Source organism: Paracoccus cavernae (genome assembly GCF_042430175.1).
Lineage (GTDB): Bacteria > Pseudomonadota > Alphaproteobacteria > Rhodobacterales > Rhodobacteraceae > Paracoccus > Paracoccus cavernae.
In genome coordinates, this window is sequence record NZ_JBHMDZ010000043.1 from 1 (window position 1) to 16,718 (window position 16,718).

The following is a 16,718-nucleotide window of genomic DNA, read 5'->3' on the forward strand; positions in this document are numbered from 1 at the left end:
ACAAGCTCTCTTGTAGAGCATCCATGATGATCAGCCGCCTGTTCGAGCGGCAACCATTCCGATGAAAGACGTCCCACTTGCTGGGCACCCAGCAGCAGGCGCTCAACGATCGCCTGACCGGCAAGCAGATCCCAGCCCCTACCATGCCGGCCGCGCGCCCCATCAAGGAAGCTGCAATCACGCATGTCCTGAAACAGTTTTGGGTTGAGGGACAAGCTTTCGCAGAACTGGTCGTCGGATAGCCCGTTCGTCAAATCAGACAGAAAAGGCCCCGCCTTTTCGAGCTCATGCAGAGCCCAGTCATCCGGCTTATGGCGTGCGAGTTCGGTGCGTTCGGCCCCGAGTCTTTCTCGAAGCGCAGGCGCATCCATCTTCAGAAGATGCGCCAAGGCACCGATCGAAGTCCACCGTCTCTCAAGAACAGGTTCCCCCAGCAGTTCCGCGCCCGGACCTAGGGGCCAGCTTGACCCAATGTGTTCCCGCAAGATCTGTTTCAGTGGGTGGTAAGCCTTCGGACAGGCATCCCCCGTCAGCAAGGAATAAAGCGCACCGAACACCCGCTTCTGCCCGATCTCGGGCGAGTGACCTTCCTGATGCTCACTAAGAAAGCCGCAAATGGCGCCCTTCCCGGCCCGAGCCAGCCCAAATCCCAGATCAGCGTGATCGAGGTCGGAAAGGTCTGACGCGCCGTGTGCGCCGCTCTCGCGTTGCGCGACAAGGCTTCCAAGCGCCCCGCAAAACTTCGCTGCGGCCTGCAAGCCAAACTGATCCAGCCAGTTTGCCTGCTGCTTCTTTCCGGATAGACGCGCCCCTACCCAGTGGTCATAGGCCGTCGCGGATCGAGCCATCGTCAAACGGGAGTGGCCAGTGTTATCTCGTGCCGACTCCGCCAGCCGGAACGCAACATCATGACGCTCGAAACGATCATATCGCTGCCACAAGGGCTCGAGGTATTCACCGTGGCGTGGACAGGTGCGAACCAGTTCCAGCATCCAATCACCCCGGATGAAGCCTAGTCCGATCTCGCCGATGCTGTCATGCGCCAGAACGTCATCGGTCAAAATCAGCGTGTGAGAGCCGGCGGCATGGCGGAAATGGAAGCTGATCCCCGCCCGCTCCATCTGGCGGCGCGCGAAGTCGAGATCGCTTTCGCGGTATTGCACCGTATATTCCAGAGGCTGGTAATCACCGCCAAGCTTCAACTCCAGCGCGGGATCGCCGAGGCTTGCGTAATCCGACAAAAGCTCCTGCAGGATCTGGACTACGGTCTTGTTGTGAAAGATGCGCTGGTTGCGCCGCCGGCCGGCCAGCCAGAACCACGGGCGCAGCACCAGATCATAGCGGTGGCCGTTCTCGCCCACCCCCGCCCAACGCGCCTGCGTAACGATGCCGTCAAAAGCCCGAATACCCTCGCGCCCCTCGATTTCGACCGTGGCATGGGTCCCGACCAGCGCGTCGAAATCAAGATCGCTGCGCGTGGCCAAAGCCTCGACCCGATATTCGAAGAGATCGTTGAGCTGCTCGGTGCCGTCAAAGCGCAGGAGCACCAGAACATCGGGGCCGAGCGCGGTCGTCAGGCGGCCAAGCCGGTCCATCTGGCGCAAGGGAGCGTTCATGCGAGCCTCCGATCCTGTCTAAAAGGTCAGGTTACTGGTAGGCATATCGCGCAAATAGCGCAAGCTGGTCCGGACCGGAGGCGCGGAGGGACGGTCTTTTAGGGCATGGGGAGGCAAGCTGGCCCAAGGGAAATGCCCGTGAAAGTTGCGCTGCGAGGGGAAGCGAGGACACAGGACTGGACTCGTTGGTCTCCGCAACCGGAAAAGGGCAACTGCAGCGAGCGGGATCGCGGATAAGAACCGGTCGGGACAGCAGCAGCACGGGTTGGCGTCATGGGGGAAGGTTTCTTTCGGCTCTGCTACATAAATCTGGTGACGGATTCACTTTGTGAATCCAGCGTGATAGCTGGGTCGTATGAGCAGACCAACATCTCCGTCCTACAAGGCCCGTAACTGGCCCAGCCATAACCGAGCGCTGAAGCCCGTGGCTCTCTGACGATCAGGTTCGATCCGGCCATGACGTGGGAGCCTGCACCGGCCGGCAGGCGTGGCCGCCCGCCCGACTTATAGCGATGCCGCCATCCAGGCTTGCCTGGCATTAAAGTTACTCGTTGGGATGGCACTGCGCCAAACCACTGGGTTCGTCGAGAGCCTGATGCAGTTGATCGGCTTCGACTGGTCAGTGCCCGAGTTCAGCACGCTGTCGGGGCACCAGAAGACCCTCAAGATCAATATTCCTTATCGTGGTTCGGACGGTCCGCGGCACCTGCAGATCGACAGTGCCGGGATCAAAGTTGAGGGTCAAGGCGACTGGAATGCACGCAAGCATGGCAGGTCGATGCGACTCGTCTGGCGCAAGCTCCACATCGGAGTCGACGAGAAAACTCTAAAAATCCGTGCGGCCGTATTCACCGCCGATGGCGCCTTCGACATCCGTGAATGCCCATGATGCCATCGTCGCCCGAGCTGCCGCAGCGATCATCGTACCCCGCAAGAACGCCAAGCCCTGGAGGCCGTATCCCCCGGGGCTATCGCGCGCAACGCAATCCTGCACATATTGAAGCGCGTTGGCCGAACCATCTGGCGACGATGGAGCGGCTATCACCGTCAAAGCCGTGTAGAGACCCGAATGCACTGCGTGAAGCTGCTGGGCCAGCGCCTATCCGCCCGAGACTTCGACCGTCAGGTCGCCAGAGCTGCAAGTTCGAGTTGCCGTCCTGAACGGCTTCACCGCGCTCGGAAGCCTCGCAACGGAGCTCAAGGGATAAGTCCCCGTTCGGGGCAAGGCGAGCCGCGGCCGTCAGCTCGTTTGTGTAACTGGGCTGAGGCAAGGATCCGACCGGATTTCTGCGACTGGCCAATATTCCCTTTGTCGGCCTGACGCCCGATGGCCAACGCCTGCATCTGCTGCGCGTTGCTTCCGCGATCAGCGCCGATGTCGGCTCGGTATCGCCTTCCCCGTTCTCTATTCGCGACGGGCGGACGGGCGACGTCCCTGCGGCGGTCCGACATGCCACAATCATTTCGCTCAAGCTCGGCGGCAGCCCAATTGAATTTCATCGCATGAACAGGGCAATCACGGTGAGCATGACAAGCAGAAAAGGGCGGTTCCGGGCGCGGCTCGCCATGATCGGCGCACAGCCAATCCCTTAGGCGATCGACCCGGATCTCGATGCGGTTGCGTCGTTTCTGGCGCTGTCGTCCCGTTGATGCCGAACCGGAACCAGCCACAGTGTACAGGGGCTTCGCCGTAGGGCAACCAGAGCAATTGGCCATGGTTTTGGCCAGACCTATACGGTCGGCACGCAGGGCCGCTTTTCGCGACCCTGCCACTTGAGCGACACGCGCCGGTGCAAGTGCAAGTTCGGCTTGCGACAACACCATCACCATCACCATCACCATCACCAACCGCTATGGTCGGTCCCGCGACAAGTGCAAGCGACGGGGCAGCAGCCATACCAGCAAATGAAGCGCGGGCAATGACCACAGTCGAGCGGAGTCAGGTGATGAGCGCGTGGTTATTGTAGAGGTGATGGTCAGCCAGCTCGCGCGCCTCGCGCCCCTTCAGGAAAGGGCGCGCCGGCGCGAAGGCTTCGCGCGCGTCGCGCAATTGCGGGAACAGGGTAAAGATCTCCTCGCACGCGGTGGCCCCCACCGATTTCAGCGCTTCGGCACCCGTATAAAGCGTTTCCGTTTCCGCACCGTCCGAGGTGACGACTTCGTGGCGGTCGAAAAGCAGGTGGACATAGGTGACCGTGTCGCAATCCGTCGCGACCTCGATCCCGTCGAGCGCAAGAAGCTGCTTTGCCGCAACCAGCACCTCGGTTGCACCAAAAAGCTCTGCCGCGATGCGCGAGCGCACGAGGATCCGGTGTTGGGGCGAGACGACAAGATCGCGCGCAGGGGTGTTTTCGCCCAAGGCTCCGGCGGAAATGCGGATGGGGAGCAGATTTGGCGCGCCCGCAAGCGTTTCGCGTTCAAGCTTGCGCCTGCCGGTCCACCTCAGGGGTTGGGGCCCGTTGTCGAGGGTCAGAATAAGGTCGCCCACCGCAAGGGTTTCGACCGCGCGCTCCCCCTCCGGCGTGCGGATCATGGTGCCGGCGGTGAAACAGGGCACTGAGAGGTTCGGGGCTTGAATCCTAACGTCCTGACTCTCGAGAGTCGCAGAATCTCTCGCCCTGACGCTCAGAGTCTGTCCAGCTTGTTGGGGCACAGCCAGGCTCACCATGAAGTTCCCGTTCATGTCGGTCAGGCCCTGTCCGATCACTGATCCTTCCGCATTGCGCACTTCGATCACGGTATTCGGCTCAGCCTGCCCAATTACCGCGGTACCGTCCTGGTTCATGGACAGGTTGCTTGGCTCTGCCGGCGGTGTCACGTCGGGCGCGAATGCCGTTGCGGGGGACGAGGTGTTGTTGAAACTGTCGGTTGCCGTCACGAAAAGCTGCTCGCCGTTGGTGAAAGGCCGGGTCGTCGTGATGGAGTAGCGACCAAAAGGATCGCTGCGGGTGGTTCCGACCAACTCTCCCGAAGTGGTTCTGACCTCGATGGTCATGGACGGTTCGGCTGCACCGGAGACAATCGTTCCGGAAGTATTAATAATCGCGGTAGGGGTATTTGGCATGGGGGCTCTCTGACAGCGTGGGCTGATCTGCAATGCGGTGCCGGTTGTGGGAAATGCGGCAGTTCGCGTGGATTTCCGTTGAATTTACAGAACGTTGGACCAAAGACAAGGTTCCGGTCGACAGCCCTTAATATTGTTGTAGGTGCTATAGGGACTGTTACTCAAAGAGCGGCGCAGGAGGCAACTCAATCTGGAATCCGTCAGGGGCCGCGACCTGTGCACGGTGGGCACGGGTATTCGACTTCGCCTTCCGGCACCCGCAGCGCAAAGAAACGCGGTCGCGCCGGGGAAATGGCGGCATCCTCGATCACGGCAATATCCTGCACGCTGATCCGGTGATCGTCTTAGAGACACTGCTGCACCGGCGCGCCCCGATGTCCGTATCAAAACACGCGGGCCGAGGGGTGATAGATCGCCTCGTCATTGTCTTCGTTGATTCCCGCCGAAACCATCAGCGTGTCGGCAGAATGCGCTGCGGCACGGGTAACCATGATTGTCGGCCGCATGGAAACCTCAGGGAATGGACCGGAACGCTCCTGCCCTTAGTGCTTCGATGGTATCAGAGGGTAAAAGGCGGAAGGCGTTTCGCGCGGAGGAGTTGGCGCGGGTCTTCGCCTGCGAACCGTATCGCGATGGCGCGGCCGATCTCTACCGTACGATCGGGGCAAACGCGCTCCGTGGCGCTGCGCGTTGAAGCTGCGGCGGCCTGCGCCAGTGTTGCCGTGAACGGCGGTGTCGAGCGCTCGCCCAGCTTTTCAATCGCTTTATCGGGACATGCGCCGGATTGTGTTCGGTATCCTTTTTCGTCGCATGTCCCGTCACGCAATTTGCCCCACCGTCTTTCAGGTTCGGCATATTCGGAATCCGCTGGCTGCCATCCTTTCGTGCGCCATAGCGCAGAACCCGCCTCAGCGCAGATAGTGGATATGGGGCCTGCCGTGATGGGGCGAGGTGACGACGCGGGCCTCGACGCGGAAGACCTCGCGCAGAAGGGCCTCGGTCAGGACGGCTTCGGGCGTACCTTGCGCGACAATGCGGCCGCGGTCCAGCACCACCAGATGATCGCAAAACATCGCCGCATGGTTCAGATCATGGATCGCGATAATCGAGGTCAGCGAAATATCACAGATCAGGCGCAGCAACTCGATCTGGTGCTGGATGTCGAGGTGATTGGTCGGCTCGTCCAGCAGCATCTCGGTGGGGGCTTGCGCCAGCGCGCGGGCGATATGAACGCGTTGACGCTCGCCTCCCGACAAGCGCTGCCAGTCGTCGCGGGCGCGGGCCTCCATGCCGACGCGGGCCAAAGCATTGTCGACGATCTCGTCATCAGCCTTTGTCCAGCCACCCAAAGGCGGGTGATGGGGAATGCGGCCCAGTTTGACCACATCGCGGACTTTGACATTGGATTCGGTATTGGCGTGCTGCTCGACCAAGGCGATGCGGCGCGAAAGGGCCTTGCGCTTAATCTTTTGCAGGTCCTGACCGTCCAGTGTCACCCGCCCCGCATGGGCTTTGCGCAGCCCTGCCAGCAGGCGCAGCAGCGAGGATTTCCCCGAGCCGTTCGGACCCAGAAGGCCCAGCATCTTGCCCGGAACGGCCGAGATCGTGACATCATCGACAATGATCTTTTGCCCGATCTTCCAGCTAAGGTTTTCTGCCGCGATGGTCATGAGTTGCGCTGCGAACGGTAAAGGATGATCGAGAAAAACGGCACGCCCACCAATGCGGTGACGACGCCGATGGGCAAAACCTGCTGGGGCAGGATGATGCGCGACATGATATCGGCCAGCACCATGAAGATTGCGCCGGTGACCAGACAGGTCGGCAGCAGCCGCATATGGGATTGCCCGACGATAAAGCGCGCGGCATGGGGCACGACCAGACCGACAAAGCCGATCGAGCCGACCATGGACACGATCGTCGCCGTCAAAAGGGCGGTGACCCCAAAAAGGATGATGCGCACGGCATTGACCGAAATCCCGAGTGAGGCGGCCGCATCATCACCAAAAGCGAAGGCATCCAGCGCTTTGGCGAAATACATGCAGATCACAAAGCCTATGACGACAACGGTAAGCGCCAGCTGGAACTCGGGCCAGCGCACGCCGCCAAAACTGCCCAAAAGCCAGAACATCACATCCCGCGCCTGTTGCGCATTGCCCGAAGTGCTGACGATGTAGGAGGTAAGCGCATTGAAAAGCTGGCTGGCGGCGACCCCTGCCAAGATCGTCTTGCCCGCTCCGGCGCGCGCGCCGTCCGAGAGCAGCGCCACGAAAACGAAGGCGGCAAAGGCACCGACAAAGGCTCCGGCGGACAAGGTGACCGCGCCCGCGCCAAGCCCCAAGATCATGATCGAGACCGCGCCGGTCGATGCGCCCGCCGAGACGCCCAGCACATAGGGCTCGGCCAGCGCATTGCGCAAAAGCGATTGCAAGATCGCCCCGCACAGCGCCAGACCCGCCCCGCAGCAGGCCGCGACCAGCGCCCGGCTAAGCCGGTAGTCCCAGATCACGCTTTGATGGATCGGGTCCAGCGCGACCTCGCTCCAGCCGAATTTGTTGGTGACGGCGAAAAAGGTGGTGCGCAGCGGGATCGACATCTCGCCGATGCCCGTGCCCGCGGCAATGGCCAGCAGCAAAAGCGCCGAGGATAAAAGCAAAAACAGGCCAAGACCGGCCTGTTCCCCGAAATGTCGTTTGGGCATGCTCACTTGAGAAGACCAAGCTCTTCCAGCTGCGCGGCGACCTGCTCGGCGCCGTAAAGGGTGCGGATGGTCGGGTTCATGGCCTGGGCATCCATGGTCACGATATGGCCCTGTTTGACGGCCTCGAGATGGCTGATGGCGGGATCGGCCTTCAGGAAGGCGATCTTGTTTTCGGCCTTGTCCAGCTCCCAGCCGCGGGTCAGGGCGACCTCGCCCACCACGATCACATCGGGATTGGCGGCCATGATCCCCTCCCAGCTGACGGTGGGCCATTCCACCTCGGTCTGGATGACATTATGGCCGCCCAGAAGATCGGCGATGAAGCCCGAAGAGCCGTTCTTGCCACCCAGATAGGCATCCGCCTCGGGCGAGGGGCTGGAGAACCAGAAGGCGTAGGACAGACCATTGGCCTGCGTCGAAACCCGCGCGCGGATGGCCGCCTCGCGCGCCTTGAAATCCGCAATCAGCGCCTGACCGCGATCGGCCACATCAAAGATCTGCGAAAGCTCGTCGATCTCTTGGTAAAGCTGGTCCATGTTCCACATCTCGGCGCGCGCGCCATGCACATCGCCGCTGTTGTGGTTGGCGGTGCAAAGGGTTGGCGAGAGATAGCTGTTGATGCCGAGATTGGCGAAATCCTCGCGCTTGGCGACCTTGCTTTCGGGGCCGAGCAAATGGGCAAGCTGCGCCGCGACGAAATCCGGACGCTCCGCCAAAATCGATTCCAGCGTCGGAATTTCCTGAGACAGCCGTTTGACCTTGCCGTTCGCCTCGGCCAGTTCGGGCAGCACTTCCGAGGGCCAGAAAGCGGTGCCGACCATCTGATCCTCGACGCCAAGCAACAGCAAGATCTCGGCGCTGTTCTGGCCAAGCGTGACCGCGCGCTGCGGCGCTTTCTCGAAGGTCAGCTCGACCCCGCAATTGTTGATCACCAGCGGATAGGCCGTCGAAGCGGCAAAAGCGGGCGAAAGCGAAAGGGCGAGGGGGAATGCCATGCCGCAAAGGGCGCTGACCGACTTCAACGAAAACATGGCAACAGATCCAAAGCTGGAGGGCGGTTGACGCGAGAAAAACCCGCGCGCCTCTCCTATTGATGCGGGGCGGCGGGCGCAATACTAAATTAGTCAGGTAATTTTGAACATGAGGGAAACGTGCTGGTTTCCTCTTTCCAACGGGCTCTCTCTCGGGAGTTGGGTCGCGATCGAGAGGATCCGTGGCGCCATTGATGACGGGTCATCCGTCCCTCCCCCGCAAATCGCCCCGATGCCTTGGAAGTTCAGAAGATCAGACGATATCCGATGCCGGGCTCGGTTATGATCAGCCTCGAATGCTGGGCATCGTCGCCCAGCTTGTCTCTCAAGTGGCTGATCACAATGCGCAAATAATGGACGTCATCCCGATGGGCTGGTCCCCAGACGGTGCCGAGCAGATCGTGGTGCGAGAGCAGGCGCCCCGAATTGCGCGACAGAAGTGCGAGCACGTCAAATTCCTTGCGGGTCAGTTCGACCACCTGACCGTTCAGGCGAACCAACCTTTTCGCAAGGTCGATTTCCAGCCCTCCGACGGTGATGACGGCCGGCTGAGCGGCAGCCGCAACATTGCGGCGGGAAAGCGCCCGAAGACGGGCGAAAAGCTCGCCCGTGGCAAAGGGCTTGGTTACATAATCGTCGGCGCCCGCATCCAGTGCCGCGATGATCTCGGCCTCTTCCGAGCGGACGGAAAGCACGAGGATGGGCACGCGCGACCATTCCCTGATCGCTTGGATCACCTCTTTTCCATCGAGATCGGGCAAGCCCAGATCCACGAGCACCACGTCCGGCCCCAGGGTTGCGGCTTTGGTTATGCCTTCGCGTCCGCGAGCGGCCTCCTCGACGGTAAATCCCGCTCCTTCCAGCACGACCCGCAGAAAGCGGCGGATCGGCGCCTCGTCCTCGATGACCAGAACTCCGGTTGTGTCATTCATCTGCGATCTCGGCGATTGTCGGGGCATAGGGCAGGATCATGCGGATGGCCGCACCTGTGCCGGAGGGTGGCTCAATCGCTTCGACCTTGCCGTCATTCGCCTCGACCATGCCCTTGACGATCGCGAGCCCGACGCCCGTTCCCGCAGGCTGGCCGTCACCTTGTACGGCACGATGGAAGAGATCGAAGACACGGGCACGCTCGGGTTCCGGAATGCCCGGCCCCTGATCTTCGACAAGCACGGCGACGCCTTGGTCCAACGTCGTAGCGGAAAGCCGGATGGTGCTGCCTTCGGGGGCATATTTGGTCGCGTTCTCCATCAAGTTGACAAGCGATTGCCCGATCAGGACCGGATCGATCATGACCGCGGGAAGGTCTCTGGGCAAGTCGACGACCACATGAAAGACCGAAAGCGGCACGGCCAGATCGCTTTGCGCCCGCGCGAAAAGCTCGGCCAGATCGGTCGGCACCTGCCGCGCCGTCAGCGCGCCGTGGCCAAGGCGGGTCATGCTGAGCAGATTGGCGACATAGCGGTCGAGCCGCTCGGCCTCGGTCAGGGCACCGCGGATGAGCAGACGTTCGCCCTCGGGCGGCAGGCCGCCTTGCTCGACAGCCGAAAGCGAGCCGATCACCGTGACCAAAGGCGTACGCAGATCATGGCTGACACTGTTCAAAAGCGCCGCGCGCAGGGTCTCGGTCTCCGAGGCCAGACGCGCGCGTTCGAGATCGGATTCGATCTTGATGCGCTCGACGGCGACGGCGACCTGATCCTCGACCGCGGCCAAAAGGCGCCGCGTCTCGGGATCGCGTCCGCGCGCGGGGTCCAGAAACCGCACCCCGATCGCCCCGATCGGCGCGCCCTGCGTCGCCAAGGGCAGAAACATCCAGTCAGAGGCGGGCAAAGTGTCGGTCCCCGCCCCCGCAGGCACGTTCTTTTGATAGGCCCAAAGCGCTGCGGCAAAAATCTGGGGCGCCAGATCCTCTTCGACCGAGGGAAATCCCTGAACCTGCTGCAGATCCCCTGCCCCGTCCGGCATCAGGATCAGCGAGTGGCATTCCAGCGAATGGGCAATATGCGCCGCCGCCGCCCAAAGCACATCATCGGTCGTGCTGGCCGAGGCGATCTTGCGCGCAAAATCGTAAAGCGTCTGGGTGCGCGCCTGCGTAACGCGCATGAATTCGATCTGTTGCTTCAACCGGCCCGCAAGGCTGCCGGTGAAAAGCGCGGAAACCGTAAAGACCAACAGCGCCACCACCGATTCATGGCTGGCCACGCGCAAGGAATAATAGGGCGAGGTGAAGAAATAGTTATAGGCCAGAAAGCCCAGAACGCTGGCCAAAACCGCGCCCGCAATCCCGCGCCGCATCCCGATGGAGAGAACGCCCACCAGATAGATCACCGCCAGCGAGGCAACCGGCACGAAGCGATCAAACGGCGTGGCAATCGCGGTCGAGATCACCGTCACGCCCACAGCCTCGGCCAGAAGGATCGGCCAGCCCAAGGCCCTGCGCGGCGCCTTTTCGCGTCGGGGTGCGGGCTCGGATGTGGGGGCAAGGACCGTGACCTCGAAATCGACCGCTTTTTCAAGGATGCGCTCGGATAAAGGCGGCATGATCCGCGCGAGCAACCTTTGCCACCACCCCGCCCCGATCCTGCGCCCAAGGATCAGCCGCGAGGCCTTGTGACGGCGGCCCGCCGCCAGCAGCTCGTCCACGACATCGGCGCGGTCGGCGCGCAGGATCTGGACCTCGGCCCCCAGCCTTTCGGCCACGGCCAAGGCATCGGCCATCGCACCGGCGGCGGCAGGGCCGCGCCGCTCGATCTCGGGGGTGATGACGGTGGCCACGATCCAGGGAATGCGCGCGCGATCGGTCATGCGCCGCCCCGCCCGCACCAGCGCCTTGGCGCTGGCGGGATCATCCAGACAGACCATCAGGCGGTCCTGCGTCGCCAACCGTCCATTGCCCTGATTAAGCGCCAGCATGTCGGCATCGACACGGCTGGCGGCCGTGCGCAATGCCAGCTCGCGCAGCGCCGTCAGATTGGGCTTGGAGAAGAAGTTCAGAAGCGCGCGCCCCGCCTCGACGGGCATATAGACCTTGCCCTCGCGCATGCGCTTGATCAGATCCTCGGCGGGCAGATCGATCATGCGGATCTCGTCGGCGCGCTGCAAGATCGCATCGGGAACGGTTTCCTGCACGCGCACGCCCGTGATGCGCGCGACCACATCATTGAGGCTGTCGATATGCTGGATATTCAGCGTCGTATAGACATCGATGCCCGCGGCCAGAACCTCTTCGACATCCTGCCAGCGCTTGGGGTGGCGCGCGCCGGGCACATTGGTATGGGCCAGCTCGTCAATCAGCGCAAGACGCGGGTGGCGGGCCAGCAGGCCGTCCAGATCCATCTCCGATATCTGCCGCCCGCGATAGGTCACAATGCGGCGGGGCAGTTGCTCCAGATGGGCCAGCAATGCGGCGGTTTCGGCGCGGCCGTGCGTCTCGGCCAAAGCGACCACGGTATCGATGCCCGCGCCATGATCGGCGCGGGCTTCCTCGAGCATGGCATAGGTCTTGCCGACGCCCGGCGAGGCGCCCAGAAAGATCTTGAGCCGCCCCGGCGCCGAGCCCGCAGGCAGATCCGGCCCGGCCTCGGCATTGGCCTCGGACAGGAAGGTCTCGGGATCGGGGCGCGGGGCGTCATGGTCCATGGCGCGATCCTAGCGGATCATCGCATCAAGCGCGAGATTGGCCTGAAGCACATTGACAAGGTTTTCGCCAACAAAACCAAAGGCCGGACCGGTGCTGACCTCATGCAGCAGGGCGATCACCTTATCCTCGGGCAGATCGCGCGCCTGCGCGATCCGGGGCGCCTGACGCAGCGCCGCACCAAGCGTGATCTGCGGATCCAACCCCGAGCCCGAGGCCGTCGCCATTTCCGAGGGCACCGGCAGCGGCCCGAACGCCTTGGCGCGCGAGGTGACCTCTTGCAGCAGCGCCTGACTGGAAGGCGCAAGGTTGGTGCCCGTCGAGGAGGCCGCATTATAGGCCGGATCCGTGCCCGAGACGCGGCCATGCAGATAGCCCGGCCGCGTGAACTCTTGCCCGATCAGGCTTGAGCCGATGACGGCACCGTCGCGCGCAATCAGGCTGCCATTGGCCTGAGCGGGAAACAGCGCCTGCCCCAATCCGGTCATCGCCAAAGGATAGGCAATGCCCAGAAGCAGCGAAAAGAAGCCAAGGAAAACAAGTGCCGGACGAAGTTGCGAGATCATAAGATCACCTCAAGCCAGATGGGCCAGATCGACCAGAATGTCGATCAGCTTGATACCGATGAAGGGCGCGACAAGGCCGCCAAGCCCATAGATCAGCAGATTGCGGGACAAAAGCCCACCAGCCGAGGCCGGGCGGTATTTGACGCCTTTCAGCGCCAGCGGGATCAGCGCGACAATGACCAAAGCGTTGAAGATGATCGCCGACAGGATCGCCGATTGCGGCGTGCCAAGGCCCATCACATCCAGCACAGCCAGCCCCGGATAGGCCGCGACAAACAGCGCGGGCAGGATCGCGAAATATTTCGCGACATCATTGGCGATGGAAAAGGTCGTCAGCGCGCCCCTCGAGATCAGCAGCTGTTTCCCGACCATGACAATCTCGATCAGCTTGGTCGGATCGCTGTCCAGATCGACCAGATTGCCCGCCTCTTTGGCGGCGGGCGTGCCCGAGTTCATCGCCACCCCGACATCCGCCTGCGCCAAGGCCGGTGCGTCGTTTGAGCCGTCGCCGCACATCGCGACCAGCCGCCCCTGTGCCTGCTCGGAACGGATCAGTTCCAGTTTGCGCTCGGGCGTGGCCTCGGCAAGGAAGTCGTCGACCCCCGCTTCGGCGGCAATCGCGGCGGCGGTCAGCGGGTTGTCCCCGGTGATCATCACCGTGCGGATACCCATGCGGCGCAGCTCGGCGAAACGCTCGCGGATGCCGGGTTTCACGACGTCTTTCAGATGGATCACGCCCAGAATACGCCCGTTCAGCGCCACGACCAAAGGCGTGCCGCCCGACATGGCGATGCGGCGCACCAGAGGTTCGGCCTGAGCCGCGCCGCCTTCGGGAAAGCTGCGCGCCATCGCATCCGAGGCCCCTTTGCGGATCTTGCGCCCATCAGGCAGATCCACCCCCGACATGCGGGTTTGCGCGGTAAAGGGCACGAAATCTGCACCAAGACGCAAGATCCCCTCGACGAAACCATGCCGCTTGACCGCCAGATCGACGATGGATTTGCCCTCGGGCGTGTCATCGGCCAGCGAGCTGGCCCAGGCGGCCTCGGCCAGATCGGCCTCGGAGACGCCGGGGACGGGCAGGAATTCCTCGGCCATGCGGTTGCCGAAGGTGATGGTTCCGGTCTTGTCCAAAAGCAGCACATCGATATCGCCCGCCGCCTCGACCGCTCGGCCGGATTTGGCGATGACATTGGCCCTGACCAGCCGGTCCATGCCCGCAATGCCGATGGCCGACAAAAGCCCGCCGATGGTCGTCGGGATCAGCGTGACGAACAGCGCCGCCAGATAGACCACCGGAATCTGCGCGCCCGCCCAGCCCGCAAAGACCGGCAAAGTCGCCACGACCAGCAAAAAGACCAGCGAGAGCCCCGCCAGCAGAATATCCAGCGCGATCTCGTTCGGGGTCTTGGCGCGTTTGGCCCCCTCGACCAGCGCGATCATGCGGTCCAGAAAGGTCTCGCCGGGTTTTGCGGTCACTTTGACCACCAGCCAATCCGACACCAGCCGCGTCCCCCCCGTCAGCGACGAGCGATCGCCGCCGCTTTCGCGGATCACCGGCGCGGATTCCCCCGTGATCGCGCTTTCATCGACCGAGGCGACGCCCTCGATGATCTCGCCGTCCGTGGGCACGATATCGCCTGCCTCGACCAGGATCAGCTCGCCCGGCTCGATCGTGTCGATGTCTTTCATCTCGAAGAGATCGCGCCGCGCGGGATCAAGCAGCGCCTTGGCTTTGGCGCTCGAGCGCGTGGCGCGAAAGGCATCGGCGCGCGCCTTGCCCCGCCCCTCGGCCACGGCCTCGGCGAAATTGGCAAACAGCACCGTCGCCCAAAGCCATAGCGCGATCTGTAGCGACAGGAACGTGCCCGGCTGCCCCCATTTCGCCAGCGCCAGAACGGTTGTGACCAAGGCCACCAACCCGGTCGCAAAGATCACCGGATTGCGCGCAAGGCTGCGGGGATCAAGCTTGCGGAAGGCCGCCAGAACGGCTGGCCGCATGATCTCGGGGGCCAGCAGGCCGATTTCGGATTTTTCGTGTTTTGACATGGGTTTACCCTCAGAATGTCTGACCAGCCGAGATCGCCACCTGTTCGGCAATCGGGCCAAGCGCCAGCACGGGCAGAAAGGTCAGCGCGCCGATAATCAGGATCGTCGCAATCAGCAGGATGGTGAAAGCACGGCCATGGGTCGGGAAGGTTCCGGAGGTTTCCGGCGCGCGCGTCTTGGCCGCCAGCCCTCCCGCAATCGCCAGAACCGGCACGATATAGCCCCAGCGGCCAATCAGCATGGCCAGCCCGATCATCGTATTGTGCCAGGTTGAATTGGCGCCAAATCCGGCAAAGGCCGAACCGTTATTGGCCGTGCCCGACGTATAGGCATAGATCAGCTCGCTCAGCGCATGGGGGCCTGCATCCTGCACCGCCGGCTGGGCATTGCCCGTCAGAATCGACAGCGCCGACAGGATCAAAACGCCGATCGGCATCACCAGAAGGCTAAGCGCGGCCAGCTTCATCTCGCGGGCCTCGATTTTTTTGCCCAGCCATTCGGGCGTCCGCCCGACCATCAGCCCGGCGATAAAGACAGTGAGGACGACATAAAGCACCATGCCGTAGAAACCTGCACCGACACCGCCATAGATGATCTCGCCCAAAAGCATGTTGAACAGCGGGATCATGCCGCCAAGCGCCATCAGGCTGTCGTGCATCGCATTGACCGCGCCGCAGGATGCCACCGTGGTCGCCACGGTGAAAAGCACCGTCTGCGCCAGACCAAAGCGCGTCTCTTTGCCCTCCATCGAGACACCGGGATCGGTGATGCCAGCGTAAAGCGGGTTGCCATGGGCCTCGAAGAAGTAAGCGGCCAGCAGGACGGCAACGAACAGGACGCTCATCGCGACATAGATCGCGACCCCCTGCCGCTTGTCCCCGGCCATGCGCCCGAAAAAGAAGGGAAAGGCCGCCGGAATGCACAGAATCGCGTAAATCTGGATCAGGTTCGTCAGCGCGGTTGCGTTTTCATAGGGATGGGCGGCATTGGCGTTGAAGAAACCGCCGCCATTGGTGCCCAGCATCTTGATCGCATCCTGACTGGCGACCGGGCCTTGCGCGATGATTTGCTGCGCGCCCTCCAGCGTTGTTGCGGTGACCGATGCCAGCAGGTTCTGCGGCTGCCCCTGCCAGATCAGAGCAATTGTGATCACAATCGCGCCCGGCAAAAGCAGGTAAAGCACCGCCCGCGTCAGATCGACCCAGAAATTGCCCAGATCCTTGACCGAGCGCCCGACAAGGCCGCGCACCACCGCGACCGCCACCGCAATCCCCGTCGCCGCCGAGACGAAATTCTGCACCGTCAGGCCGAACATCTGGCTGAAATGACTGACCGTAGTCTCGCCACCATAGCTTTGCCAATTGGTATTGGTCATGAAGCTGACGGCAGTATTGAAGGCCTGCGACGAGGTCATCGCGCCAAAGCCCTGCGGGTTGAACGGCAGCCAGCCCTGAAGGCGCAGCACCAGAAACAAAAGCGCAAATCCCGCCGCGTTGAAGGCCAACAGGCTGATCGCATAGCTTGTCCAGCGCTGCCCCCGCCCCGAAACGCCCGCCACAGCCAGCAGCCGCCGCTCGAGCGGGTCGAAGAGGCGCAGCCGTCCGGTGAAAACCCGCTCCATATAGCCGCCAAGCGCCAAGCCAATCAGGGTCAGACCGACCAGAAACAGCGCAAAATAGATCAGATCGCCTGTCATCTCAGAACCTCTCGGGCGCCAGAAGCGCGAACAGGAAATAGACAAGCAGGGCCAGAGCAAGCGCTCCGCCCAGAACAAGGTCGAGCGTCATGACACCCCCTCAAAGACGGTCAGCCGCCCGCACCGCCAAGGCGGCGAGGGCAAAGACGGTCAGACCGCCTGCAAGAAACAGAAAGTCGAAAAGCATGGTTTTCTCCTGCGTTTTGATGGGAAAACTGTGCTTGCGGGGCGCGTAAAGGCGCTATGCGGAAAACCCCGATATGCGTAAAGCCAGCGTAAATTTTGCCGGCGAAGGCCCTCCTGCTCCTTGGCGGTGTCGAAGCATTAAGTTGTGTCGTGGAGGTGGCCTTGGGGC

Annotated in this window: 12 protein-coding genes and 1 pseudogene; 1 reads left to right on the forward strand and 12 read right to left on the reverse strand. The window is 62.5% G+C overall.

Annotated elements, in window-relative coordinates:
* Positions 1-1,616 (reverse strand): type VI secretion system Vgr family protein (locus ACFFUC_RS13880; protein ID WP_377687187.1); only part of this gene is annotated, 1,616 nt, incomplete at its 3' end.
* A 355-nt stretch (positions 1,617-1,971) separates the two neighbouring features.
* On the opposite strand from ACFFUC_RS13880, the pseudogene ACFFUC_RS13885 reads away from it, so the two are divergent.
* A pseudogene (locus ACFFUC_RS13885) lies at positions 1,972-2,824 on the forward strand (IS5 family transposase).
* A 731-nt stretch (positions 2,825-3,555) separates the two neighbouring features.
* Here the strand turns inward: ACFFUC_RS13885 and ACFFUC_RS13890 are convergent.
* From ACFFUC_RS13890 to ACFFUC_RS13940, 11 genes are all read right to left on the reverse strand, one after another.
* Positions 3,556-4,680, reverse strand: coding sequence for a Hint domain-containing protein (locus ACFFUC_RS13890; protein ID WP_377687188.1), 1,125 nt, complete (start codon positions 4,678-4,680; stop codon positions 3,556-3,558).
* A gap of 383 nt (positions 4,681-5,063) precedes the next feature.
* Entirely contained in the window at positions 5,064-5,186 is a 123-nt protein-coding gene (locus tag ACFFUC_RS13895; protein WP_377687190.1) for a hypothetical protein, read from the reverse strand.
* 402 nt (positions 5,187-5,588) lie between these two features.
* Positions 5,589-6,350 (reverse strand): ABC transporter ATP-binding protein, encoded by a 762-nt coding sequence (locus ACFFUC_RS13900; RefSeq protein WP_377687191.1) that lies wholly within the window; start codon positions 6,348-6,350, stop codon positions 5,589-5,591.
* Positions 6,347-7,381, reverse strand: a complete 1,035-nt coding sequence (locus tag ACFFUC_RS13905) for a FecCD family ABC transporter permease (protein ID WP_377687193.1) — start codon at positions 7,379-7,381, stop codon at positions 6,347-6,349. Before ACFFUC_RS13905 ends, ACFFUC_RS13900 begins: the two co-directional genes overlap by 4 nt.
* A gap of 2 nt (positions 7,382-7,383) precedes the next feature.
* The gene (locus ACFFUC_RS13910; RefSeq protein WP_377687195.1) at positions 7,384-8,412 is read right to left on the reverse strand and encodes an ABC transporter substrate-binding protein; all 1,029 of its coding nucleotides are present in this window, start codon (positions 8,410-8,412) and stop codon (positions 7,384-7,386) included.
* A gap of 245 nt (positions 8,413-8,657) precedes the next feature.
* Entirely contained in the window at positions 8,658-9,344 is a 687-nt protein-coding gene (locus ACFFUC_RS13915) for a response regulator (protein WP_377687197.1), read from the reverse strand.
* Positions 9,337-12,054, reverse strand: coding sequence for a DUF4118 domain-containing protein (locus tag ACFFUC_RS13920; RefSeq protein ID WP_377687199.1), 2,718 nt, complete (start codon positions 12,052-12,054; stop codon positions 9,337-9,339). The genes ACFFUC_RS13915 and ACFFUC_RS13920 overlap by 8 nt, the downstream gene beginning before the upstream one ends.
* Positions 12,055-12,063: 9 nt before the next feature.
* On the reverse strand, positions 12,064-12,618 hold the full coding sequence (gene kdpC, locus ACFFUC_RS13925) for a potassium-transporting ATPase subunit KdpC (protein ID WP_377687201.1): 555 nt from the start codon (positions 12,616-12,618) through the stop codon (positions 12,064-12,066).
* 9 nt (positions 12,619-12,627) lie between these two features.
* Positions 12,628-14,667, reverse strand: coding sequence for a potassium-transporting ATPase subunit KdpB (gene kdpB, locus ACFFUC_RS13930; RefSeq protein WP_377687203.1), 2,040 nt, complete (start codon positions 14,665-14,667; stop codon positions 12,628-12,630).
* A gap of 10 nt (positions 14,668-14,677) precedes the next feature.
* A complete protein-coding gene (gene kdpA / locus ACFFUC_RS13935) occupies positions 14,678-16,363 on the reverse strand; it encodes a potassium-transporting ATPase subunit KdpA (RefSeq protein ID WP_377687206.1) in 1,686 nt (561 codons plus the stop codon).
* A 1-nt stretch (position 16,364) separates the two neighbouring features.
* Positions 16,365-16,454 (reverse strand): potassium-transporting ATPase subunit F, encoded by a 90-nt coding sequence (locus ACFFUC_RS13940; RefSeq protein ID WP_377687208.1) that lies wholly within the window; start codon positions 16,452-16,454, stop codon positions 16,365-16,367.
* Between the last annotated feature and the right edge of the window lie 264 nt (positions 16,455-16,718).

Excerpts from the sequence above, each read along its gene's own strand:
- ACFFUC_RS13890 (WP_377687188.1), bottom strand. The coding sequence starts at position 4,680 with ATGCCAAATACCCCTACCGCGATTATTAATACTTCCGGAACGATTGTC.
- ACFFUC_RS13895 (WP_377687190.1), bottom strand. The coding sequence starts at position 5,186 with ATGCGGCCGACAATCATGGTTACCCGTGCCGCAGCGCATTCTGCCGAC.
- ACFFUC_RS13900 (WP_377687191.1), bottom strand. The coding sequence starts at position 6,350 with ATGACCATCGCGGCAGAAAACCTTAGCTGGAAGATCGGGCAAAAGATC.
- ACFFUC_RS13905 (WP_377687193.1), bottom strand. The coding sequence starts at position 7,381 with ATGCCCAAACGACATTTCGGGGAACAGGCCGGTCTTGGCCTGTTTTTG.
- ACFFUC_RS13910 (WP_377687195.1), bottom strand. The coding sequence starts at position 8,412 with ATGTTTTCGTTGAAGTCGGTCAGCGCCCTTTGCGGCATGGCATTCCCC.
- ACFFUC_RS13915 (WP_377687197.1), bottom strand. The coding sequence starts at position 9,344 with ATGAATGACACAACCGGAGTTCTGGTCATCGAGGACGAGGCGCCGATC.
- ACFFUC_RS13920 (WP_377687199.1), bottom strand. The coding sequence starts at position 12,054 with ATGGACCATGACGCCCCGCGCCCCGATCCCGAGACCTTCCTGTCCGAG.
- kdpC (WP_377687201.1), bottom strand. The coding sequence starts at position 12,618 with ATGATCTCGCAACTTCGTCCGGCACTTGTTTTCCTTGGCTTCTTTTCG.
- kdpB (WP_377687203.1), bottom strand. The coding sequence starts at position 14,667 with ATGTCAAAACACGAAAAATCCGAAATCGGCCTGCTGGCCCCCGAGATC.
- kdpA (WP_377687206.1), bottom strand. The coding sequence starts at position 16,363 with ATGACAGGCGATCTGATCTATTTTGCGCTGTTTCTGGTCGGTCTGACC.
- ACFFUC_RS13940 (WP_377687208.1), bottom strand. The coding sequence starts at position 16,454 with ATGACGCTCGACCTTGTTCTGGGCGGAGCGCTTGCTCTGGCCCTGCTT.